General features: G+C 73.8%; 12 protein-coding genes. 8 read left to right on the plus strand and 4 right to left on the minus strand.

Translation table 11 applies throughout. From position 1 onward, the window contains the following. Positions 1-12: 12 nt before the first annotated feature. From AAC944_RS14895 to AAC944_RS14915, 5 genes are all read left to right on the plus strand, one after another. The gene (locus AAC944_RS14895) at positions 13-1,353 is read left to right on the plus strand and encodes an ABC transporter substrate-binding protein (protein WP_030614525.1); all 1,341 of its coding nucleotides are present in this window, start codon (positions 13-15) and stop codon (positions 1,351-1,353) included. A 4-nt stretch (positions 1,354-1,357) separates the two neighbouring features. After that, positions 1,358-2,707, plus strand: a complete 1,350-nt coding sequence (locus AAC944_RS14900) for a carbohydrate ABC transporter permease (RefSeq protein WP_037772155.1) — start codon at positions 1,358-1,360, stop codon at positions 2,705-2,707. Continuing rightward, the gene (locus AAC944_RS14905; RefSeq protein WP_030614530.1) at positions 2,704-3,588 is read left to right on the plus strand and encodes a carbohydrate ABC transporter permease; all 885 of its coding nucleotides are present in this window, start codon (positions 2,704-2,706) and stop codon (positions 3,586-3,588) included. The genes AAC944_RS14900 and AAC944_RS14905 overlap by 4 nt, the downstream gene beginning before the upstream one ends. A 153-nt stretch (positions 3,589-3,741) precedes the next feature. Next, the gene (locus AAC944_RS14910; RefSeq protein ID WP_051871729.1) at positions 3,742-6,078 is read left to right on the plus strand and encodes a bifunctional glycosyltransferase/CDP-glycerol:glycerophosphate glycerophosphotransferase; all 2,337 of its coding nucleotides are present in this window, start codon (positions 3,742-3,744) and stop codon (positions 6,076-6,078) included. Beyond that, positions 6,075-6,995, plus strand: a complete 921-nt coding sequence (locus AAC944_RS14915) for a class I SAM-dependent methyltransferase (protein ID WP_030614536.1) — start codon at positions 6,075-6,077, stop codon at positions 6,993-6,995. Before AAC944_RS14910 ends, AAC944_RS14915 begins: the two co-directional genes overlap by 4 nt. Before the next feature lie 96 nt (positions 6,996-7,091). Here AAC944_RS14915 and AAC944_RS14920 read toward each other — a convergent pair whose 3' ends face one another. Then, positions 7,092-9,350, minus strand: coding sequence for a bifunctional glycosyltransferase/CDP-glycerol:glycerophosphate glycerophosphotransferase (locus tag AAC944_RS14920; protein WP_368397192.1), 2,259 nt, complete (start codon positions 9,348-9,350; stop codon positions 7,092-7,094). Positions 9,351-9,502: 152 nt separating this feature from the next. Between AAC944_RS14920 and AAC944_RS14925 the strand changes: the two genes are divergently transcribed. After that, positions 9,503-13,048 (plus strand): bifunctional glycosyltransferase/CDP-glycerol:glycerophosphate glycerophosphotransferase, encoded by a 3,546-nt coding sequence (locus AAC944_RS14925; protein ID WP_030614540.1) that lies wholly within the window; start codon positions 9,503-9,505, stop codon positions 13,046-13,048. A gap of 22 nt (positions 13,049-13,070) precedes the next feature. Here the strand turns inward: AAC944_RS14925 and AAC944_RS14930 are convergent, their stop codons facing one another. From AAC944_RS14930 to AAC944_RS14940, 3 genes are all read right to left on the minus strand, one after another. Then, positions 13,071-14,066 (minus strand): class I SAM-dependent methyltransferase, encoded by a 996-nt coding sequence (locus AAC944_RS14930; protein WP_030614544.1) that lies wholly within the window; start codon positions 14,064-14,066, stop codon positions 13,071-13,073. A 35-nt stretch (positions 14,067-14,101) separates the two neighbouring features. Continuing rightward, the gene (locus AAC944_RS14935) at positions 14,102-15,748 is read right to left on the minus strand and encodes a glycosyltransferase family 39 protein (RefSeq protein WP_051871731.1); all 1,647 of its coding nucleotides are present in this window, start codon (positions 15,746-15,748) and stop codon (positions 14,102-14,104) included. 67 nt (positions 15,749-15,815) lie between these two features. Continuing rightward, a complete protein-coding gene (locus tag AAC944_RS14940; protein ID WP_078888556.1) occupies positions 15,816-17,639 on the minus strand; it encodes a stealth family protein in 1,824 nt (607 codons plus the stop codon). Positions 17,640-17,839: 200 nt separating this feature from the next. On the opposite strand from AAC944_RS14940, the gene AAC944_RS14945 reads away from it, so the two are divergent. Both AAC944_RS14945 and AAC944_RS14950 read left to right on the plus strand, forming a co-directional pair. Further along, entirely contained in the window at positions 17,840-18,877 is a 1,038-nt protein-coding gene (locus AAC944_RS14945) for a hypothetical protein (RefSeq protein WP_051871733.1), read from the plus strand. Beyond that, positions 18,874-21,693 (plus strand): stealth conserved region 3 domain-containing protein, encoded by a 2,820-nt coding sequence (locus AAC944_RS14950; protein WP_030614557.1) that lies wholly within the window; start codon positions 18,874-18,876, stop codon positions 21,691-21,693. Before AAC944_RS14945 ends, AAC944_RS14950 begins: the two co-directional genes overlap by 4 nt. Positions 21,694-21,707 lie beyond the last annotated feature (14 nt).

Genomic DNA, 21,707 nt, shown 5'->3' on the forward strand with positions numbered 1-21,707 from the left:
GGAGGGCGACGGATGCGTCACGCAACGCTTCGTACGGCAACGGCACTTGTCGCGGTGGGTGCCCTGGCACTGACCGGCTGCGGGGGCGACGGCGGCGGCAAGGACGAGGGCAAGGGCGGCACCGACAGCGCCCCCACCGTCCGGCTGCCGAAGCTGGACGGGCAGACGCTCCAGGTGACGGCCGTGTGGACCGGTCCTGAGCGGGAGAACTTCACCAAGGTCCTGGCCGAGTTCGAGAAGCGCACCGGCGCCGAGGTGGAGTTCGTGCCGAGCGGTGACGACATGGCCGGCTTCATCGGCTCCAAGGTCGCCGGCGGCGGCGCGCCGGACGTGGCGATGCTCCAGCAGGTCGGCGTGCTCCAGGAGTTCGCGAAGAAGGGCTGGGTGAAGCCGCTCGGCCCGGCCGCGAAGAAGGAGCTGTCGAAGAACTTCTCCAAGGGCTGGCAGGACCTGGGGAGTCACGGCGGCAAGAGCTACGGCGTGTACTTCAAGGCCAGCAACAAGTCGCTGGTCTGGTACAACACCCAGGCGTTCGAGAACGCGGGGGTGTCCGAGCCCAAGGACTGGAAGGGCTTCCTGAAGACCGCGCGCACGCTCGCGGACTCCGGTGTCGAGCCGGTCTCGGTGGGCGGCGCCGACGGCTGGACGCTCACGGACTGGTTCGAGAACGTCTACCTCTCGCAGGCCGGGCCCGAGAAGTACGACCAGCTGGCCAAGCACGAGATCAAGTGGACCGACCCGTCGGTGAAGCAGGCGCTCACCACGCTCGGCTCGCTCTTCGGCGCCAAGGGGCTGCTCGCGGGCGGCAACGGGGGCGCGCTGCAGACGGCGTTCCCGCAGTCGGTGACGCAGACGTTCAAGGACGAGCCGAAGGCCGCGATGGTCTCCTCGGCCGACTTCGCCGCGGCCAACATCGGCCAGACCAAGGCGGAGATCGGCACGGACGCCAAGGTCTTCCCGTTCCCGGCGGTGGGCAAGGAGTCCCCGGTGGTGACCGGCGGGGACGTGGCCGTGGCGCTGAAGGACAACAAGGCCTCGCAGGCGCTGCTGACGTTCCTGGCCTCCACGGACGCGGCCCGGATCTGGGCGGCGGAGGGCGGGTTCGTCTCCGCCAACAAGAAGCTGGACCCGGAGGTCTACCCGAACGCCGTGTTCCGGGAGATCGGCAAGGCGCTGGTCGCCGCCGGTGACGACTTCCGCTTCGACATGTCCGACCAGGCCCCGGCGTCCTTCGGCGGCAAGCCGGGGCAGGGCGAGTGGAAGGCCCTCCAGGACTTCCTGAAGAACCCCGAGGACGTCGCGGGAACCCAGGCCCAGCTGGAGAAGGACGCCGCCAAGTCGTTCGGGAACTGACGCCATGACCTCCGGAGGCACCCCGGCCGCCGCACCGGTGTCCGGCAAGGGCGCCAAGGCGTCCGGCAAGAGCGTGACGGGGACGCGCCCGTGGATCGCGGGCGCGTTCCTCCTCCCGGCGCTGCTGCTGCTCGGCGCGCTGGTGGTCTACCCCATCGGGTACTCGGTCTGGCGCAGCCTCTTCGACGCGTCGGGCAGCGGCTTCGTGGGGCTGGGCAACTACGGGGAGCTCTTCTCCGACGACCGGATCCGTACCGCACTGCGGAACAACGTGGTCTGGGTGGTGGTCGCGCCGACCGTGGCCACCGCGCTGGGCCTGATCTTCGCAGTGCTGACCGAGCGGGTGCGCTGGGGCACCGCGTTCAAGCTGGTCGTCTTCATGCCGATGGCGATCTCCATGCTGGCGGCCGGCATCATCTTCCGGCTGGTGTACGAGCAGGACCCGGAGCGCGGCGTGGCCAACGCGGTGTGGGTGGGCGTGCACGACACCTTCGCCGAGCCCGCGCCGTACCCGGGGGCCAACCCGCGGCCGAACGCCGACCTCAAGGCGTCCGGCGGCGGCGCGTTCACCACGAAGACGGCGGTGCGGGCCGGGACCGCGGTGGGCCTGCCGCTGGTGGCGGTGCAGCCGGACGACGTCAAGGGCGCGCAGCGGGCCGTACCGGCGAAGCCGCGCCCCGGGCAGATCACCGGCACCGCGTGGCTGGACTTCACGCGCGGGGGCGGCGGTACCCCGGACAGGATCGACCCGCAGGAGAAGGCGCTGGCCGGCCTGGAGATCGAGGCGGTCAGGGACGGCAGGGTCGTCGCCACGGCCACCACGGCTGCGGACGGGACGTACGCGCTGCCCGCCCGTGCCGAGGGGGCGAAGCTGCGGCTGCCGGCGGCCAACTTCGCCGAGGCGTACAACGGCGTGGACTGGCTCGGCCCGACGCTGGTGACGCCCGCGATCATCGGCAGTTACGTGTGGATGTGGGCGGGCTTCGCCATGGTGCTGATCGCGGCGGGCCTGGCGAGCGTGCCGCGGGAGCTGCTGGAGGCGGCCCGGGTGGACGGCGCGAACGAGTGGCAGGTCTTCCGCCGGGTGACGGTGCCGCTGCTGGCGCCGGTCCTGGTCGTCGTCCTCGTCACGCTGATGATCAACGTGCTGAAGATCTTCGACCTTGTCTACATCATCGCGCCGGGCGCCAGCCAGGACGAGGCGAACGTGCTCGCCCTCCAGCTGTACCAGTCGTCCTTCGGCACGGACGTGAACCAGGGCATCGGCTCCGCGATCGCGGTGTTCCTGCTGCTCCTCGTCTCACCGGTGCTGATCGTCAATATCCGGCGTCTGCGGAAGGAGCGGCAGCGATGACGGCGGTCGCCGACGGGGCGGTACGCGCCCGGCAGTCCCTGGCCGCGCGGATCGCGGCCCGTACCGGCGGCGGCGCGCTGCGGGTCTTCCTGGTCCTGGTCGGGCTGTTCTGGCTGATGCCGACGGTCGGGCTGCTGATCTCCTCGCTGCGCGACCCGGCGGACGTCGCGGAGAGCGGCTGGTGGGAGGTGTTCGCGAAGCCGGCGCAGCTGACCTGGTCGGGGTACGGCAACCTGCTGGGCAACGCCAAGATCATGGACTCGCTGTGGACCACCGCGCTGATCACGGTGCCGGCGACGGTGCTGGTGGTGATCATCGGGGCGCTGGCGGGCTACGCGTTCGCCTGGATGGACTTCCCGGGCCGGGACGTCTGGTTCATGGTCGTGGTGGGGCTGCTGGTGGTCCCGGTACAGGTCGCCCTCATCCCGGTGGCGAAGCTCTTCGGCGCCGTCGGGCTCTTCGAGACGACGCCCGGCGTGGTGCTCTTCCATACCGCCTTCGGCCTGCCGTTCGCGGTCTTCCTGCTGCGGAACTTCTTCGCCGAGATCCCGCGCGAGCTGCTGGAGGCCGCCCGGCTGGACGGCGCGAACGAACTGCGGCTGTTCACCCGGGTGGTCCTGCCGCTGGGCGGCCCGGCCATCGCGTCGCTGGGCATCTTCCAGTTCCTGTGGGTGTGGAACGACCTGCTGATCGCGCTGATCTTCGCGGACAGCGGCAACCCGCCGATCACCGTGGCGCTCCAGCAGGAGGTCCGCCAGTTCGGCAACAACATCGACGTGCTGGCGCCGGGCGCCTTCATCTCGATGATCATCCCGCTGGTGGTCTTCTTCGCCTTCCAGCGCCAGTTCGTGTCCGGTGTGATGGCGGGCGCGGTGAAGTAGGCCGGCTCCCGGAGCCGCGCTCACTCGTACGGGTGCGTCTCGTCAGCCACCCGGGGGCAACCGGGCGCCGCGCCGCATGCCGGTGCGGCACGGCCGGGAACGATCGCTGACCGACAGCGCAGCAGGTCGCCGATCTCATGGATGTGCCCTCCCTTGCCACGGTTCAGCGTCATCGTTCCCGCTTACCAGGTCCAGGCGTATCTGCCCGAATGCCTGGAGTCCGTCCTCGGCCAGGACTGGGAGGACTTCGAGCTGATCGCGGTGGACGACGGTTCGCCGGACGGCTGCGGGGATCTCATCCGCGAGGCCGCCCGCCGCGACGAGCGGGTACGCCCCGTGCACCTGCCGGCCAACACCGGGCTCGGTCCGGCCCGCAACGCCGGTATCGCCCGTGCCCGCGGCGACTACCTCCTCTTCCTGGACGGTGACGACACCCTCACGCCCGGCGCCCTCCGCGCCGTCGCCGAGCGGCTGGCCGCGACCGGCGACCCGGACGTGCTGGTCTACGACTACGCGCGCACCACCTGGTCCGGCACCGCGGCCCGCAACCAGTACGCCCACCTGCTCGCCCAGCACGGCCCGGACGTCTTCCGCCTCACCGACCGGCCCGGACTGCTGCGGCTGCTGATGGTGGTGTGGAACAAGGCGTACCGCCGCGACTTCGTCCAGCGGCAGCGGCTGACCTTCCCGCCGGGGTACTACGAGGACCTGCCCTGGACGTTCCCGGCGCTGGCGACCGCGGAGTCGCTCGCGGTCCTGGACCGGGTCTGCGTGCACTACCGGCAGCGCCGCCGGGGCAGCATCCTGCGCACCACGGGCCGCGGCCACTTCGACATCTTCGACCAGTACGACCGGGTGTTCGCCCTGCTCGACTCCCGCCCGGAGCTGGCCCGTTGGCGGCCGCTCATGGTCCGCCGGATGACCGACCACCTCACGGCCGTCTACACGGCGCGGGGACGGCTGCCGCGGGACAGCCGCGCCGAGTTCTTCCGGCGGGCCGCCGCGCACTGCCGCCGGTACCGCTGTGCCGCTCCCGCCGCGGCGGAGGGCGCCCCGCCACGGCTCGGCGTCCGGGTCCGGCACGGCCTGGTACGGCTGGGCTGGCACCGTCCCTTCCGGCTGCTGGCGGGCGCGCAGCGGCTGCGCCGGGCCGTCGCGCGGCACGCCCGGTGGCTGCTGCGGCGGACGCGGCGCGCCGCGCTCGGCCTCCACTACCGGCTCCAGCGGCGGCTGCCGGTCCGGCCCGACCATGCGGTCTTCACCGCGCACTGGCACCGCGGCTACGCCGGCGACCCCGCCGCCATCGAGGCCAAGCTGCGCGAGCTGCGGCCGCAGATGCGCACGGCGTGGGTGGCGGCGCCCGGGTACGAGGACACCGTGCCGCCGGGTGTGCGGTGGCTGCGGCCCGGGTCCGCCGCGTACTGGACCGCGCTGGCCCGCTCGAAGTACCTGGTCAACAACGTCAACTTCGACGCGCGGCTGGTCAAGCGGCCCGACCAGGTCCTGCTCCAGACGCACCGCGGCACCCCGCTGAAGCACATGGGCCTGGATCTCCAGGAGCGGCCCGCCGCGGCCCGCGGCACCGACTTCGCGCGGCTGCTGCGCGGCGTGGACAGCTGGGACTACAGCCTGTCCGCCAACCGTCACGCCACGCTCACCTGGGAGCGCGTCTACCCCGCCGGCTACACCACGCTGGAGTACGGCAGGCCGCGCAACGACCGCTTCCAGCACGCCACCGCCCAGGACGTGCTGCGCATCCGGGCCGAGCTGGGCATCCCGCCGTCCGCCACCGCGATCCTGTACGCACCGACCCACCGCGACTACCGGCGGTCGCGGCGGCCCGCGCTGGACCCGCGGCGGCTGCTGCGGGAGCTCGGCCCCGGCTTCGTGGTGCTGGTGCGACCGCACTTCGCCACCCTGGAGGGCCCTGCTTACGCCGCGGACGTCCCGCAGGAACCGCCCGGTGACGGGGTGATCGACGTGAGCGGGCACCCCTGCGTCGAGGACCTCTGCCTGGCGTCGGACGCGCTGGTCACCGACTACTCCTCGCTGATGTTCGACTACCTGAACCTGGACCGGCCCGTGGTGCTGCTCACCGACGACTGGGAGGCCTACCGGGCGGCCCGCGGCACCTATCTCGACCTGCTCGCGAACCCTCCGGGACCGGTGGCGCGCAGCGAGGACGAGCTCATCGAGATCTTCGCGAGTCCCGCATGGCGCGGTCCCCGTTCGGCCGCTCTGCGAGCCACCTTCCGTTCACTTTTCTGCCCCTACGATGACGGCCACGCCGCGGAACGCGTGGTACGCCGCGTGTTCCTCGGGGACGAGGGAGCGCCCCCCGCCGTTCCCCTCGACGAGCGCCGGCCCGCGCCCCCGCCCGAGCGGGCCCGACGTATCGCGGTACCGCAGCCGGCGCCCGGTCCCACAACAGCACACGCGTCGCATGTCGCCATCGAATCCCCCGACCGTCTGGAGACGGACCGCACATGACTGCCCTCACCGCAGACCAGAGTGCCGAACAGCTCCCGCGACCCACCCGGCTGTCCGACGTCAAGGGCTGGTTCTTCACCGCCGACCAGCTCATGTTCGACTGGTTCCTGGCCCGCCAGGAACGCCGCAAGGAACCGGGCGACCTGCTGGAGCTCGGCGCGTACATGGGGAAGAGCGCCATCTTCATGGGCGCCCGGCTGCGCGCCGGTGACCGCTTCACGGTCTGTGACCTCTTCGACTCCCCCGCCGAGGACGCCTCCAACTCCAAGGAGATGGCGAAGTCCTACGCCACGCTCACCCGCCGCGCCTTCGAGGCCAACTACCTCTCCTTCCACGACGAGCTGCCGCACATCGTCCAGGGCCTGTCCTCGGTGATCCGCGGGCACGTCGCGGACGACAGCTGCCGCTTCGCGCACATCGACGCCTCGCACCTGTACGAGCACGTGCACGGCGACATCCTGGCCGTACGGGAGCTGCTGCGCCCGCACGGCGTGGTGGTGCTGGACGACTACCGCGCCGAGCACTGTCCGGGCGTGGCGGCGGCCACCTGGCAGGCGGTGACCACCGGCGGCCTGAAGCCGCTGTGCATCACCGGCACCAAGTTCTACGGCACCTGGGGTGACCCGGAGCCGGTGCGCACGGAGCTGCTGGAGTGGCTGCGCTCGCGCACGGATCTCTGGCACGAGGTGCAGTCGGTGGCCGGGCAGCCGCTGATCCGGCTCTCCACGAAGGGCGCGAAGGAGCCGGCGCACCCGGTGTCGCGGCACCAGGTGCGGCATTCGCCGCTTGCCGGGGGCCCGCATGCCGCGGGCCCCGGGGGCCGGCCCGGCCGGAGCGCGCTGCGGCGCGTGGCGGTGAACGTGCTGCCGCCGATCGTCACCAAGGCGATCGTGGACGCCCGGAACCGGGGGCGCTGAGCCGCTCAGCGGGGGAGGCGGAAACGGGCGATTCCTCGGCTGCGGGCCGTATGTGGCTGGTCGCGCAGTTCCCCGCGCCCCACGGGGCGCGCCACCTCACACCTGTGCGCAGGGCTCGTCCTCCCCGCCGAGTTCCGCCTCGCGTGGGGTGGGCGCGACGGTGCGCTCGTCCGGGGGCACCAGTGGCAGCAGCTCGTCCTCGCCGAGGAAGATCCGGCGTACGACGCGCTCGGCCGCCAGCCCGTCGTCGTACGGGCAGAACCGCTCCCGGAACGCGGCCCGCAGGTCCGCGGCGTGCTCGTCCGCCCAGCGCCCGGAGCGGAAGACGTCGGCGATCTCCTGCTCGTCGGCGGCCACGTGGCCCGGGGTGTCGCCGGGCGCGCCGGAGAGCAGGTCGAAGTAGACGCCGCGGGCGTGCCGGTAGGCCTCCCAGTCGGCGGAGTGCACGACGATCGGCCGGTCGAGGTTGGCGTAGTCGAACATCAGCGAGGAGAAGTCGCAGAGCAGCGCGTCGGACGCCAGGGCCAGCTCTTCCACCGACGGGTGCCGGGAGACGTCCAGGATGCGGCCGGCCTCCTCCAGCGCGGCGAGCCGTGAGTCGGCGCCGTAGAAGTAGTGCGTACGGACCAGGAGCTGGTGGCCCTCGCCGAGCGCGTCGGCGAGCCGCTCCAGGTCCAGCGGCGGGTGGAAGCCGCGCTCGTAGTCGCGGTGGGTGGGTGCGTAGAGGATCGCGGTGGCGCCCGGTGTGATGCCCAGCCCGGCCCGGATGCGGCGGACGTCCTCGGCGCCGGCGGTGAAGTAGGCGTCGTTGCGCGGGTATCCGGTCGGCAGCGTCTCGTAGTCGCTGGGGTAGACGCGCTGCCAGACCTCCGTGGAGTGCGGGTTGCCGGAGAGGCAGTAGTCCCACTGGTCGGCGTGGTCGAGCAGGCGCAGGAAGCTGACGCCGCCGGCGGCGGCCGGGTGCCGGCGCAGGTCCATGCCCATCTTCTTCAGCGGGGTGCCGTGGTGGGTCTGGAGGTAGATCTGCTCGGGGCGCTTGTGGACGGTGCCGGGGAAGTTGGCGTTGTTGACGAGGTACTTGGCGCGGGCCATCACCTCCCAGTACCGGCGCGAGTTGACCGTCACGGCCGTCACGCCCGGCGGCACGTCGTCGCGGTGCCTGCGGTCCACCAGCCACACGCCGCGCAGGTGCGGGGCCAGCTCACGGGCCTTGGCGTGGATCGCGGCGGGGTTGCAGAGCACGCCGCGGTTCCAGTAGGCGGCGTAGACCACGAGGTTCTCGTCGACGGGGCGGCGCAGCTGGAGGGCGTAGTAGCGGCGGTAGACGCTGCGTGCCGTGCGGTGCCGGCGGGCGCGCAGCGTCTTGAGGGTGCGGTGCCGCAGCGTCCCGGCGCGCTGCCGGGAGCGGTAGACGGCGTAGGAGTTCAGGTGCGGCGGGAGCTCGGCGTCGGCCGGGCGGTGCCGGCGCAGGACGCGGGAGAGCTCGCGGAAGAAGTCGGGCCGGTCCCTGAGGTGCACCCGGCCGTCGTCCTCCATGATCCGCAGCAGCCGCCCGGTGGCGTGCGCGAACAGGACGCCGCGCGCCGTCTCGACACCGCCGCCCAGCCCCGTCCCGGTCAGCGCGCGGAACAGCGCGTCGTACCGGTCGATGACGGCGAAGTGGTGGCGTCCGGGGACGGTGGAGGCGCTGCCCCTGCGGCGCTTGCGCCAGGTCACGCACACCCGGTCCAGGCAGGCGATCCGGGAGGCCGCCAGCAGCGCCTGGAAGACCACGGGCACCTCGTCGTACGGGCCGTCGGCGAACGCGAAGCCGTGCGTCTCCCACAGGTCGCGGCGGACCGCGCGGTTCCAGGCGGCGGGCAGCACGGTCAGGCACTCCGGCACGTCCTCGGCGGTGAAGACGGTGTCGGCGTGCGCTTCGAGGAACTCCCGGTCGACGCTGCCGTGCAGCTGCTCCCAGATGTTGAGCCGGTCGTGGTCGAAGAGCAGCACGTCGGGCTCGCCCGCGGCCCGGAGCCGGGCGTCGACCGCGGCCAGCGCGCCGGGGGTGAGGAAGTCGTCGCCGTCGAGGAAGAGCAGGTACTCGCCGGTGGCGTGGCGGACGCCGGCGTTCCGGGCCGGGCCGACGCCGCCGGGGCGCTCCAGGTGCACCGGTACCACCCGCTGGTCGGTGCGCGCACAGGCGTCGATGATCGCCCCGTCGCCGTCCGAGCAGTCGTCGACGGCGATCAGCTCCACCTCCTCGAAGGACTGCGTGAGCACGGAGTCCAGGCAGTGGCGCAGGTAACCCTGCACGCCGCGGGCCGGGACGATGACGCTGAAGCGGGGCATGGCCATCCAGGGGTCGGTACGCACGGTGCGCCGCCAGCGTAGTCAGATGATTACCCTCCGCTCGGTTCCTGTGCCGGGCCCGGTCACTCGAACAGCGCAGGAAATGTGACGGGTGGGGCCGCCGGCGGGTTGGACTGGTGTCCCGTGCGTCCCCTGGAAAAGGTGTGGTCTGCTCCATGGATCCCCGGCTGACCGTCGTCATCCCGATCTACAACGTCGAGGAGTACCTCCCCGAGTGCCTGCGGTCCGTGGCCGGCCAGACCCTGCGGGAGCTGGACGTGGTGATGGTCGACGACGGCTCCACCGACGCGGGGCCCGGACTGGCCCGCGGGTTCGCCGCCGGCGACCCGCGCTTCCGGCTGGTGACGCAGGAGAACGGGGGCCTGGGGCACGCCCGCAACACCGGTGCCCGGCACGCCGATCCGCGTACCGCCTACCTCACGTTCATGGACAGCGACGACGTGCTGCCGCCGCGTGCGTACGAGGGCCTGGTGTCGCTGCTGGAGGAGTCCGGCTCGGACTTCGCGACCGGCAACGTCTGGCGGCTCACCGCCGAGGGCCCCAGCCAGGCCTGGCAGCACAAGACCATGACCCGCACGGTCAAGGGCACCCACATCAGCAAGGACCTCACGCTGCTGGCCGACCGGGTGGCCTGGAACAAGGTCTTCCGCCGCACCTTCTGGGACCGGCACGGGCTGGCCTTCCCCGAGGGCGTGCTCTACGAGGACACCCCGCTCACCATTCCCGCGCACTTCCTGGCCGAGGCCGTCGACGTCCTCCACGAGCACGTCTACTACTGGCGCATCCGCGAGGGCTCGATCACCCGCCGCCGCACCGACGTCAAGGGCGTACGCGACCGGCTCGCCGCCGTCGACGGCGTCAGCCGGTTCCTCGCCGACCCGGAGCGCACCCGCTGGACCCGGTACAAGCGCGACTACGACCGCTCCGTCCTCCTCGACGACCTCCAGTACTTCATCGACGCGCTGCCCATGGCGGGCGCGGAGTACCACCGGGTCTTCATGACCGGCGCCCGGGACTTCCTCAGCCGGATCGACCCCTCGCTCTACGCCGAACTCCCCGTCGAGCAGCGCATGAAGTGGGCGCTGATCCGGGAGGGCCGCCTCGACGACCTGCTGCGGCTGCTGGAGTACCAGCAGCGCAACAACTCCGGTTTCCACGTGGCGGGCCCGCCGCTGCACAAGCGCGCGGTGCTCGCGGTGGGCGGCGGCCGGCCCATCCCGCTGCCGCCCGCCGTCACCCGGCTCACCGCCAGGGACCTGCCGGTACGGGCGCGGCTGCGGGAGGCGGTGTGGCGGGACGGGAAGCTGGTGCTGCGCGGCTACGCCTACATCCGCAACATCGCGGCGCCCGGCCGGCTCAGCTGTCTGAAGGCGGCGGTGCTGATGTCCGGCAAGCGCCGGATCGTCCTGCCGGTGCGGTCCGTGCCCGCTCCCGACGCCACCCACAACTCGCGCCAGGAGCAGCACTGCTACGACTGGTCCGGCTTCGAGATCACGGTGGACCCCAAGCGGCTGGCCAAGGGCGGCAGGTTCACGCCCGGCCAGTGGAAGGCGGGCATCGTGGTGGCCGGGGCCGGGGTGGTCCGCCCGGCCGCGCTGCGCGCCCTGGACACCGGCTCCGGCGCCGCACCGCTGCCGCACGAAGTGGCCGACGGGATGCGGGTCGTGCCCTGGTACAAGGACGGGCGGCTGCACCTCTCCGTGGAGCGGACCGTACGGCGGCTGGCGGGGCAGCGGACGGTGGGTGACGGCGCGGCCGAACTGACCGTGCGGGACGCCTCGGCCGACGCGCCGGTGGCGCTGCGGCTGACCCGCCGCGGCACAGGCGAGCGGATCGAACGGCCGCTCACGGGCGAGGACGTGACGCCCGAGGGCACCGGCCACCGTCTCACCCTCCGCATCGACCCCGCAGAGCTGGCCGCTCCCGCCCCGCCGGCCGACGGGCTCCCCGGAGGGCCGGGGCAGGAGACCGGCGCGACCTGGGATCCCGTACTGGTCTACGCGGACGCCAAGACCGCCCGGATCGCGGCCGACCCCACCGTGCCGGCCGGCCGGCAGGTCGACAGCAGCGGCCGGGAGCTGGTGGTCACCGCCACGGCGGCGGGCAACCTCGTCCTGCACACGCGTCTCCCCGAGCCGTTCGCCGACCGGCTGGCGTGGCGGCCGGACGGGACGCTGGAGGTGGCCGGGATGCTGCCGGGCGCGGCGGCGGGCACGGCGCGGATCACCGCCGTGCTGCGGCACAGCCGGTTCGCCGCCGAGGTGGCCTTCGCCGCGTCCCGGGACGGCGAACGGTTCACGGCCGAACTGCGGCCCGCCGCCGTGCCCTCCTACGGCGGCGCGCTCCCGCTCCGTGAGGGACGCTGGTACCTCTTCCTGCGCACGGCGGAGCCCGGAGCGGACCGGCACGACGGCGGCGACCTGCCCGTACGGCTGTGCCCCACGCTCTTCGCGGCGCTGCCCTCGCCCTGCCCGGCGGCGCCCAAACCGCTCACCGTCGACCGCCGCTTCCACGACCGGATGTTCATCGAGGCGGGCCCCGCCGTGCCGGACGCGGACCGCGGCCCGTACCGGCAGCGGCTGCTGCGCGAGGAGCACTACCCGCGCCGCCGCTCACGCCCGCTGCGCGACACCGTCCTCTTCAGCAGCTTCGACGGGCGCTGCGGCGGCGACTCTCCGCGTGCGGTGCACGAGGCCCTGGCCCGTCGCGAACCGGCCGTCGAGCATCTGTGGGTGGTCCGCGACGCCCGCGCGCAGGCCCCGGCCGGCACCCGCCCGGTGCTGCTGGGCAGCGCGGAGTGGCACGAGGCGCTGGCCCGCAGCCGGCGCGTCGTCACCAACACCCACCTCCCGGAGTGGTTCGTCCGCCGTGCGGGGCAGCAGGTCCTCCAGACCTGGCACGGCACCCCCGTCAAGCGCATCGGCGCCGACCTGGCCGGCACGCTCTGCGCCGACCTGGTCCATCTCTGGCCGCAGCCGCGCCGCGGCCACCAGTGGAGCGTGCTGCTCTCCCCCAACGCGCACAGCACGGCCCTGCTGGGCCGCGCCCTGGGCTACGAGGGCGACATCTGCGAGACCGGCCTGCCGCGTACCGACGCCCTGGTCACCGGCGACCGCGCGGAGCCGGCCCGGCGGGTGCGGGAGCACCTCGGCGTCCCCGCGGACAAGAAGCTGGTGCTGTACGCGCCGACGCAGCGCGACGACAAGGCGTACGACGCTGACCACTACCAGCTGCACCTGCCGCTGGACCTGGCGCACGCCGAGGCCGCGCTCGGCGCCGACCACGTGCTGCTGCTGCGCAGCCATCCGCTGGTGGCCGACCGGGTAGCGGCCCCGCCCCGCGGTTTCGTCCGGGACGTCAGCGACTTCCCCGACGCGACGGAGCTGCTGCTGGCCGCCGACGTGCTGGTGACGGACTACTCCTCGCTGGCGGTGGACTTCGCCAACACCGGGCGCCCGATGCTGTTCCTGACGCCGGACCTGGCGCACTTCCGGGACACCGTGCGCGGCTTCACGTTCGACTTCGAGGCGCAGGCCCCCGGCCCGCTGCTGTCGGACACCGGGGAGCTGGTGGACGCGCTGCGCGACCTGGACGGGGTGGCACGGCGCAGCGCGCAGGCGTACGCGCGGTTCCGTGCGGCGTACTGCGCGCGGGACGACGGCGGCGCCGCGGCCCGCGCCGCGGAACTGCTGCTGGGGTGAGACCGGGCCGCGGGCCCGGCTGTCAGCGGCGCAGCCGCCGGAGGCCCTTGGCGGCGAGCGGCGGCAGGAACAGCAGCGCGGCCCGCCGGGCGCGGGCCTTCGGGCGGCGCGCCGCTGACCGGCGCTGCGCGGCCTCGGCCTCCCTGGCGGCGGACGTGGCACGCGCGTCGGTGTCGGCGCGGCGGCGCCGGATCTCCTCGGCGGCGCGTTCCTCGCTCCGCAGCGCCTCGTAGTGCCGGGACCGCGGGAGGGCGGGGAGCACGAGGTCGCGCCCGCTGATCAGGCGCAGCACCCGGTGGCCCGCGACGGTCTGGAGGTCGGCGTGGCAGTCGCCGCGGCCGACGATCTCCAGGATCAGCGCCTCCTGCCACGGCGCCGGGTCGCCCCAGGTGCCGTAGAACTTGGTGCGGCTCAGGCAGATGGGCCGCAGCCCCTGGGTGAAGAGGGCCTCCCAGACGGCGGCGGAGACGCCCGGCGTGTGCTCGGAGCGGTAGTCGTCCAGCACGACCACTCCTTCGGGTGACAGTGCGCGGCGGGCCGCCGTGATGTCGCCGCGTACGTGGTCGTACAGGTGCGAGGCGTCGACGTGCACGAAACGGCAGCTGCCCGGCGCCACCTCCTCGGGGACGAGCGTGGTGGGCCCCTGGAGAACGGTGGGCAGCTCGTCATGGAAAGCGAGGTAATTCGCCTCGAAGGCGCGGCGGGTGAGCGTCGCGTACGAGCCCCGCATCTCGGCGCCGTTGGCCTCGTCGCCGGCCGGGGAATCGAAGAGGTCACAGACCGTGAATTCCTCCCCCGGATTCAGGTAGCGGGCCAGATAAATGGCGCTCTTTCCCAGGTACGCGCCCATTTCCAGCAGGTCGCCGCGCACGCCGGTGCGGGCCTGGTGCGCCAGCAGCCAGTCGAAGAGCAGCTGGTCCTGGTCGAAGAACCAGCCTTTGACGTCCGCCAGCGTGCCCGGCCGCGGCAGCGCGGCTCCGGCGGGCGCGATGAGGGTCTCGGTGTTCAGTGGTGTCATGTCCGGCCTCTCGACGGGAAACGCGGTGCCGGACATTAGCCGCCGGAGACGGCGGAATCCGGAATGGGCGGCCGGCTCGGCGCGTAAGAGGGGCGCGTCACGAACAGCGCCACATTCGCGCCGGGTCCGTCCAGCCAGTACCGCTGTACGCACCTCTCGTGCAGCAGCCGCCACTTGGCGGACTCCGCCGCGTCGTGCCGGAACCACCGGGTGCGGTCCACCCCGTCGGCGGCGACCAGCCAGACCCGGCCGGTACGGGCCAGCCGGGCGCGGATCTCCCGCAGCGGCGCGTCCCGCCCGTAGAGGGTGCCGGACGCCGCGCCGGAGACGCCGAGCGTGAGGTCCGTCAGCCCGGCGAACCGCTCCGGATGGGCGAGCCCCACCCGCCGCGCGTACGTGGGCACGTAGAAGACGCCGTCACCCGGCGCCGCGCGGCGCGCGACGGCCGCCGCCACGGCCGCGAGGTCGTCCGGACGGCTCGCGGGCTCCCGTTCGCGCCGCTGAGCGGGGAGCTGCCCCAGGAAGGCCACGGCGACCACGGCCGCGCCCGCCACCGCCACCAGGCGCGGCGGCAGCCGCCGGTGCCGCCGTACGGCCACCGCGTCCACCAGGCGCTCGGCCCCCGCCGCCGCGGCCAGCGCGACGCCCGGCAGGCAGAAGAGCAGATAGCGGTCGAGGAAGGCCGGGTACCGCTGGGAGGCCAGGAAGAGCAGTACGGGCGGCAGCAGCGCGAGCGGCAGCGCGACGGCGGACAGGCCGAGCGGGCCGCGCCGGGGCAGCGGGCGCACCGCCGCCACCGCCACCAGGGCGCACACCGCCACGACCGCCGGCACGGACGGTCCGGCGAACGACTGCAGCAGCAGCCGGGCGGCGCGCAGCCCCGGCGGGTACAGCCAGCTCAGCTGGTGGCTCTGGCCACGGGACAGCGCCACCAGCGGCAGCAGCGCGAGCGCCGCCGCGCAGGCCGCCGCCGCCCAGCGCCACCACACCGTGCGCGGGACCCGGGAGACCAGCAGGGTCAGCGCGTGCGCGGCGAGCAGCAGTACGGCGCACTCGTGCAGGACGGCGGTGACCGCAGCGACGGCGGCGTACCCGGCCCAGTCCCGGGCCCGGCCGCGGCGCACGGCGGTGACCAGCAGCAGGGTGGCGAGCGTGGCGCCCGCCGTGACCAGCGCGTAGGAGCGGCCCTCCTGCGCGTAGTGGCTCGTCGTGGGCAGGGTGGCGAAGAGCAGCCCGGCCCACAGGCCCACGCGCGGCGCGGCCAGCCGGCTCCCGAGGAGCGCCACCAGTCCGGCCGCGGCCGTCGCGCCGAGCACGGACGGCAGCCGCAGCACCGGCCCGTCGCGGAGCGACAGCCCGGAGAACCCCTCGGCGAGCGCCCCGTAACCGTGCATCAGGGCGTAGTACAGGCCGTGCACCGCGTCGGCGTTCCCGAGCAGGTCCCACAGCTGCGGCAGCGGGCGGCCGGCGAGCTGCGCGGTGGCCGCCTCGTCCCGCCACAGCGTGCCGCGGTCCAGGCCCCACAGCCCGAGTACGAGCATGACCGCGCACGGGACGAGGACGGCGAGGGCGGTGGCGCGGCACCGCACGCGCGGGCCGGTGCGCGCGGGCCGCGGGGCCCGGCCCGGCACCGCGGCCGGCGGCCGCTGCTCCTCGGGGTCCGCCACGCTCGGTCCGCTCATACCGGAAATCCTGTCCGGCGCCCGGCGGATCCGCCCGCCGGGCCGGCCGGCCGGAGCGGCGGCGGCCCTACGGCACGGGCACCTCGAACGGGCCCGGCAGCGGGAAGTACGCCTCCAGGAACGGCCGCAGCAGCGCCAGCTGGTCCGCCAGGTCGGTCTCCTCCGACCGGGTGTCGTTCAGGCAGAAGACGTCCCGGTCGCGGTGGGCGAGCAGCCGGTCCAGCCGGTCGGCGGCGTTCGGCCGGGAGAGGTCGAGGTAGGAGTACGCGATGTCGGCGGGCAGCGCCCGGCCGGTGTGGAAGGCGTAGTAGTGGTGCAGCGAGGACGGGATGGAGATGTCGTCGACGCTGCGGAAGCGGTGCGAGGCGGTCGCCCGGTGCTCCGCGCCGAACTCCCGTTCTATCTCGGCGAGCACGCTGCGCCGCAGGGCGTGCGGTACGTGCTTCATCTTCTGCACGGGAGTGGTGCCGAAGCGGGCCTCGATGAGCCTGCGGTTGTTCTTGCCCGCGACGGACACCGGGACGTCGTCGTCGCCGGGCGGGCCGAGCGGCACCAGCGCGGGCGAGGGGAAGTACTTCGTCAGCCCGTTGGCCAGGAAGAAGTCGTGCGGCGAGGCCTCCCGGCCGAGGAAGACGTCGTCGTTGAAGTAGAGGAAGTGCTCCGAGAGGCCGTCTATGTGGTGCAGCTGGCTCTCGATGGCGTGTGAGTTGAAGGTCGGTAGATCCCCCGTTTCGGTGAATATCTCGCGGTGGCTGACGATTGTCACGCGTGGGTGCGCCGTGTTGAGCCAGGCCGGTACCTGGTCGTCGGTGACGAGGTAGACGTCGCGCACCCAGGGCGCGTACATGTCCAGCGAGCGCAGGGAATAGCGCAGCTCGTCGCGGTTGGCGTAGCGCGCGGCGTTGGCCGCCTCGTCGTGGTACGCCTGCCCGGTGTACTTGGCGCGGCGCTCCAGCCACGCCGGGTCGGCGCCGTCCACCCAGGTGTAGACGACGTCGACGGGGAAGGTGATGTCGCCGGGCAGCGGCACGGTGAAGTCGCGGTAGGTGGTGACCTGCGGGGTCCGGTCGTCGCCCGAGCCGTTCGGGCAGGTGAAGAGCGCGGCGGGGACGTCGATGCGGCGGCCCCGGGCCGGCACCCACTCGGTGACGGCGTTCCGCCGCGGCGCGATGAGCCGGTCCTCCTCGCGCGGCCAGAACTCCACGTCGCAGCCGTACGCCTCGTCCAGCACGAGCGAGCGGGCCGGGTCCGTACGGAACCAGGTGACCCGGAACAGCCCGGCACGCGCGGCCCGGTGCCAGCCTCCTGAGTCGTAACCGGGCGCGGTGTGCCGGACCTCGCGCCCCGGGGTCAGCAGCGAGACGTAGCCGGGCAGCTCGCGGCAGCGGGCGGCCAGCGCGGTGAGCGCGCGCGACCCGTCCTCGGCGGCCACCGCGACCACGCCCCGGCCGCGCTCCTTGCCGCGCACGCAGAAGTGGCCGACGCCGGCCCGCTCCAGGGTCTCGGTGACGGTGACGAGGTTGTCGCGGCGGGCCCGGGCGGGCGAGAGGTCGTGCTGCACGAGGGCGATGCGCGGGTGCCCGTCGGCCATGGTGACGGCCCGGCCGGGTCCGGAGGCGAGGGCGCGGTGGCACAGCGCCACGCCCCGGGTGCGCAGCCCGTCCAGATGCCGGGCCGTCGCCAGCCAGCTGACCTGCTGTTTGATGCGGCGGCGCAGCTCGGGGGTGCTGCGGGTCGCGATGGCCCGCCGCAGCTGCTCCGGTACGGCCTTGCGGTAGACCGACACCAGGGTCGACGCCTCCGGGTTGATCCGCCGCACCGTCCCCCTGGCGCGGCCCGCACCCGGATGCCGTACGGGCCGGCGGCGCGGTCCGGCGGTCCGCTGTCCCATCTGTGCACTCACTCCGGTCTCCCCCTCTGCGTCGCTCCCCGTGTCCGGTCATTTACCCCTATGGGCTCTTGATGCCACTATGACGCCGTACGTACCGGTACACATCCCCTGTGCGTCCGGCCCCTGGGGATGCCCGCGTCCTCATAGGGGAGGACCCTCCACAAGAGATGACTCGTCAGCGGACGAGAAGGATGCCCGCCATGCACCAGGTCCTGCTGTCCCGAGCGGTGAAGGCCGGCCGCCGCGCCCGCCGCGCGGCGGGCGGCGTACGACGTCGCTTCGCCCGTGTCGACACCGTCCCCGTGCTCGCCGCGCGCCTGCGCCCGCGGCCCGTCCTGCGCCCCGTCCACCTCTCCGTCCTGGGCGGCCGCACCCTGAACGTGGCGGTGCGTTACCCCCGCCGCGCCGAAGGCGTCGGCGCCGCACTGCTCCGTCTGGACCACCGCGGCCACCGCCGGACCGCGCCGCTGACGCCCGAGCCGCAGCCCGACGGCACCCTGCTGCTCACCGCGACGGCCCCGCTCCACTTCGCGCCCCACGACCCCGCGTCCCACGGCCCGCCCCCGGAGCCCGGCGTCCTCGCCCTGGGCCCCGGCGTCTGGCGGCTCTCCCTCGCCGTGACCGACACGGCCGGCCGGGAGACCCTCGCCGACCTCCGCGCCGCCCCGCCCCGCGCCGTGGCGGGACCGACCCTCCCGTACTCCCCCGACCCCGGCAGCGGGGCCCTCTTCCGCCCCGTGCGATCGGCCGACGGCCACGCCCTGCTCAAGGTCTCGGGCCCGGCCCCGCAGGCCGAGCTGGTCGCGCTCGGCCTGCGCTGGGACCGCGTCACCGTGCAGATCAGACTGGTCGGCCCGCTGCCCCGGCACGCCGCCTGGACGGCCGAGGCCGTGCGGCAGGGCCCGGGGAGCACCGTGCTGCCCATGCCGCTGGAACAGGGTGCTGGGCACCTCACCGCCGACCTGCCGCTGGCCGCGATGGCCGCCGACGGGCACGTCCAGCACACCTGGGAGGTGCGGCTGCGGTCCGGCCGGACCCGGCTGAAGGTCGGCCGCCGGCTGACCGACGTACGCCACCCGAAGCGGGTCTTCCGTACGCCCTACCGCTCCATAGCGCTGGCGGACGGCCGGCTGCTGCGGGTGCACGCCCAGCTCTCGGCGGCCGGGACCCTCACCGTCAGCTGCGCCGCGTACGCGGTGCCCGCCCGCGCCCACGAGCCCTCGGAGGACCGGCCATGAGGATCACGTTCCTGCTCACCCTCGGTGACGAGATGGGCGGCACGGAGATGGCCGCGTACACCCAGGCGGCCCATCTCGCGCCGCGCCACGACGTCGAGGTACTGAGCGTCTTCCGGACCCGCGACGAGCCGTTCTTCCCGGCCGGCCGGGACATCCGCCGCCGCTACCTGGTCGACCGCACCGGCCCGTACGAGCGCCCGGTGCGCCGCAGCGGCCTGGACGAGGCGGCCTGCCGCACCCTGGCCGCGCTCCCCAGCGAGCTCATCGAGCCCGCCTGGGAGCACACCTTCGACCGGCTCTCCGACATCGAGATGGGCGCCGCGCTCGCGGCCCTGGACACCGACGTGCTGATCACCACCACGCCCGCGCTGATGGCCGCGGCCGCCGAGCTGGTGCAGGGCCCGGTGATCACCGTGCATCAGGAGCACCGCGCCTCCCAGCTGCGCGGCGTCAGCGGCGAGCCGCTGCTCCGGTACGCGCCGCGGATCGACGCGCTGGTGTCGCTCACCGAGCGGACCGCCGAGTGGTTCCGGGAGTCCCTGGGCCCGGCGGCGCCCGAGCTCCCGGTGATCCCGAACGCGGTGCCCGACGGCTACCGCCCCCGCTCCGACCTCGCGGGCCGCACGATCGTGGTGGCGGCGCGGATGACCCCGGAGAAACAGCTCGACCACGCCGTACGGGCCTTCGCGCAGGTCGCGGAGGACCACCCGGACTGGCGGCTGCGGATCTTCGGCGACGGGCCGCAGGAGGTCCGGCTGCGCCACCTGGCAGAGGGCCTGGCACTGCACGACCGGGTCGAACTCCTCGGCCGGACGCGAGAGATGACGGAGGAGTGGGCGAAGGCGAGCCTGTGCCTGCTGCCGTCCCGCAACGAGGCCTTCCCGTTGGTGCTGCTGGAGGTGTTCGCCGCCGGGGTGCCGGTGGTCGCGTACGACATCGTCACCGGGCCCGCCGAGATCGTCCGGCACGGCGTGGACGGCCTGCTCGTACCGCCCGGTGACGTGGACGCGCTGGCCGCCGCGCTCGGTGAACTGATGGGTGATCAGGAGCGGCTGCGGGCGTACGGAAAGGCCGCGCGCGCCGGCGTGTACGAGCGCTTCTCCGGCGAGCTGGTCACCGGCGAGTGGGAGCGGCTCTTCGAGAAGCTGGTGACCCGCCGCGACGCACCGGACCGGCTCGCGGCCCGCGCCGACCGCACCGCGCTGCGCATCGCGGCGGGCGGCGGCCGGGCGTTCAGCGTGGCGGCCCCGCACGGCGGCCCGCTCGCCCCCTCCGCCGACGCGCAGAAGGCCCGCGAGGTGCTGCTGAAGGCCCAGGACCGGTCGGGCCGGCTGGTCCGCTCGGCGGGACGGCTGGCGGAGCTGCGCGACGACCTCACCGCGCCGCAGGTCGCCGACCGCAACCTGGAGCTGGCCACGGACGCGCTGCGGGCCCACGGCATCGGCTACGTCCTGCTGCGGGACGACGCGCTCGCCCACCGGGTCGCGGTGGCGGTCGAGGACCGGGAACGGGCGCTGGCCGCGCTCGCCGAGGAGCTGCGCGGCGAGCCGGTCTACGGCGAACTGGTCTCACCGCGCGGCCACGCGCCCGGCGCGCTGCTCGCCGAGCGGCTGCGGGAGGCCGGCGAGATCGCGGGCGTGCGCGTCTTCAAGCCGGTGACCAGCGAGAGCCGCACGCTGCGGTACGGTCCGGCGTTCGGCTGCACGGTGGAGTTCTGGGCCCGGGACGAGGACGGCTGGCGGGAGGCGCCGCGCGGCACCACCCTCCTCGGGCCGCGGCTGCCCGACCTCACTCCCACGGCCACCTGGCGGGTCGCGGACCGGGACCACCCCACGCTCGCCCCCTTCGCCGACACCCTCATGTGGGACGTCGACTTCCCCGTCGACGTCGTCTACACCTGGGTGGACGACGCCGACCCGGCCTGGCGGGAGCGGCGGGACGCGGCCCGGAGAGCCGCCGGCCTGCCCACCGACCACGTGGACAGCGGCGACGCCCGCTTCCGCAGTCGCGACGAACTGCGGCACTCGCTCCGCTCGCTGGCGATGTACGCCCCCTGGGTCCGCACCGTCCACCTCGTCACCGACGACCAGGTTCCCGACTGGCTGGACACCGCGCACCCCGGCCTGAAGGTGGTCGACCACCGGGAGCTGTTCGCCGACACCGCCCAGCTGCCGACCTTCAACTCGCACGCCATCGAGAGCCAGCTGCACCGCATCGAGGGCCTGTCCGAGCAGTTCCTGTACTTCAACGACGACGTGTTCCTCGGCCGCCCGCTGCCGCCCTCGGCGTTCTTCCACAGCAACGGCACCGCGCACTTCTTCCGGTCGCCCACGGCCGTGCCGCCCGGCAAGGTCACCGAGGACGACGAGGGCTACTTCGCCGCCGCCAAGAACAACCGGGCCCTGCTCAAGCGGGAGTTCGGCCGGGTCGCCACGCACAGCTTCCTGCACGCCCCGCACCCCCTGCGGCGCAGCGTCCTGGCGGAGATCGCCGACCGCTTCCCCGAAAAGGTGGCGACGACCGCCGGGAGCCGCTTCCGGGCCCGTACCGATCTCTCCATCGCCTCGTCCCTGCACCACTACTACGGATATCTGACCGGCAAGTCGACGCCCGCGACCATTTCCTGCTCCTTCGTGAACGCCGGCCGTTACGACCACCACACTGTCCTCAGCCGCCTGCTCGCCACCCGCAGCCACTCCGTCTTCTGCATCGGGGACTCGGCCGACGCCGAGGTGCCGGCCGCGGAGCAGGACCGGGTGGTGCGTGCCTTCCTGGGCGCGTACTTCCCCGTACCGTCGCCGTACGAGCACGGCTGACCCGAAGGCGAAGG

It is taken from the genome of Streptomyces sclerotialus, from assembly GCF_040907265.1.
GTDB classification, from domain to species: domain Bacteria; phylum Actinomycetota; class Actinomycetes; order Streptomycetales; family Streptomycetaceae; genus Streptomyces; species Streptomyces sclerotialus.

Bases quoted from the DNA above. Each gene is read 5' to 3' on its own strand.
- AAC944_RS14915 (WP_030614536.1), top strand. From the start codon at position 6,075: ATGACTGCCCTCACCGCAGACCAGAGTGCCGAACAGCTCCCGCGACCC.
- AAC944_RS14930 (WP_030614544.1), bottom strand. From the start codon at position 14,066: ATGACACCACTGAACACCGAGACCCTCATCGCGCCCGCCGGAGCCGCG.
- AAC944_RS14895 (WP_030614525.1), top strand. From the start codon at position 13: ATGCGTCACGCAACGCTTCGTACGGCAACGGCACTTGTCGCGGTGGGT.
- AAC944_RS14925 (WP_030614540.1), top strand. From the start codon at position 9,503: ATGGATCCCCGGCTGACCGTCGTCATCCCGATCTACAACGTCGAGGAG.
- AAC944_RS14940 (WP_078888556.1), bottom strand. From the start codon at position 17,639: ATGGGACAGCGGACCGCCGGACCGCGCCGCCGGCCCGTACGGCATCCG.
- AAC944_RS14905 (WP_030614530.1), top strand. From the start codon at position 2,704: ATGACGGCGGTCGCCGACGGGGCGGTACGCGCCCGGCAGTCCCTGGCC.
- AAC944_RS14900 (WP_037772155.1), top strand. From the start codon at position 1,358: ATGACCTCCGGAGGCACCCCGGCCGCCGCACCGGTGTCCGGCAAGGGC.
- AAC944_RS14945 (WP_051871733.1), top strand. From the start codon at position 17,840: ATGCACCAGGTCCTGCTGTCCCGAGCGGTGAAGGCCGGCCGCCGCGCC.
- AAC944_RS14935 (WP_051871731.1), bottom strand. From the start codon at position 15,748: ATGAGCGGACCGAGCGTGGCGGACCCCGAGGAGCAGCGGCCGCCGGCC.
- AAC944_RS14950 (WP_030614557.1), top strand. From the start codon at position 18,874: ATGAGGATCACGTTCCTGCTCACCCTCGGTGACGAGATGGGCGGCACG.